The 1,259-nt window shown below is 42.9% G+C and carries 2 protein-coding genes; both read right to left on the bottom strand.

Annotated features, from left to right (window positions below):
* A partial coding sequence (locus tag AAHB90_RS32400; RefSeq protein WP_342089476.1) for an IS3 family transposase occupies positions 1-823 on the bottom strand: 823 nt, incomplete at its 3' end.
* Positions 820-1,221, bottom strand: a complete 402-nt coding sequence (locus AAHB90_RS32395; RefSeq protein WP_342089475.1) for a helix-turn-helix domain-containing protein — start codon at positions 1,219-1,221, stop codon at positions 820-822. The genes AAHB90_RS32395 and AAHB90_RS32400, both read right to left, overlap by 4 nt.
* Positions 1,222-1,259: the final 38 nt, after the last annotated feature.

The raw sequence follows: 1,259 nt of genomic DNA, 5'->3' as shown, positions 1-1,259 counted from the left end.
CAGGTGTTAAGTAGTCTATGCTCGCATGCGGCCGCTTCATATTGTATGCATGAATGATTTTAGCGATAGCTTTGACAGCTTCTCGGTGATTCTGGTAGATACGCTTTGGGAAAAATTCATTTTTTATTATTCCGTTTACCCTTTCAGCAAGCGCGTTATCGTAAGGACTACCACTCTGCGTCATGCTTATGGCGATATTTTCTTCTTTGAGAATATTCACATATTCGGCCGAACAGTACTGAATTCCTCGATCCGAATGATGGATCAAAAAGTGCGTAGGGTCTCGTTTTCTTGCGGTAACTGCCATTTGTAGTGCATTTATACATCCTATCGCTTCTAGGGTTGGGTAAAGGCAGTATCCGACAATTTTCCTCGAAAATGCATCTGTTATTAAGCTCAAATAGCTGAACCCCTCCAATGTCTTTATGTAAGTCAAGTCACTAACCCACAATTGATTAGGCCCTGTTACAATGAGATCTTTGATTAAGTTAGGGTACTTTTTTAACCAGTGAGATGAATCTGTGGTCTTTACCATTCGCTTTCGCCTTCGTATCAGAAGTCCATGGAAACGAAGTAGGTCGAACAGCTGATCTCTTCCAATTGTAACGCCATGCTCGGATAAAGCCGGCAGGAGTAAGAAATGTAGTTTTCTAGTTCCGATCAATGGAATCTCGTTCCGATAATCGCTCACAAGTGATAAAACTAGTGAATGCATTATCGATGTCTTCTTTTCATGCGCTGCTGCATCGTAATAAGCCTGACGTGTGACGCCAAACAGTTCACAAAGACTCCCCAGGCTCTCTCCGGGATGTTTCTGCCTCATTTTTTTAACTGTTTGGTACCAGACTTTTTTCTGATTTTAATATGAAGCTCCTGCTCGCTTACCTCAATTAACGTCTGCAGAGAGCTAATTTTTAGGTTTGCCTTCGCAAGCTGTTTTGTAAGATTCTCGACCTGTTTGGCCAGAATACGGGTCTTGGTGCTTTCAGTCATATCGCCATCGGCCTCTTCTACCACATCTTGAGGCTTAATAGCAAACGATGAATAATCGTCAATCCATGCACTAACGCTGTTGCGGCTCAGGCCATATTTGCGCGCAGCTGCACGTTGACCAAGTATCCCCGAATTTACCTCGCGAACAATACGCTTCTTTTCCACCTCAGTAAGTCGTTCCCAAGGTTTTCGATTTTTGATCGTGACTTCCTTCCTTTTTGCTTTCATCCGTTTTTGCTTCTGTGTAAAGCTATTCCAGGACTACA

This window comes from Dyadobacter sp. OTU695, from assembly GCF_038440355.1.
Lineage (GTDB): Bacteria > Bacteroidota > Bacteroidia > Cytophagales > Spirosomataceae > Dyadobacter.
The sequence above is the reverse complement of the archived record's forward strand: the minus strand, read 5'-3'. Positions and strand labels throughout refer to the sequence as shown.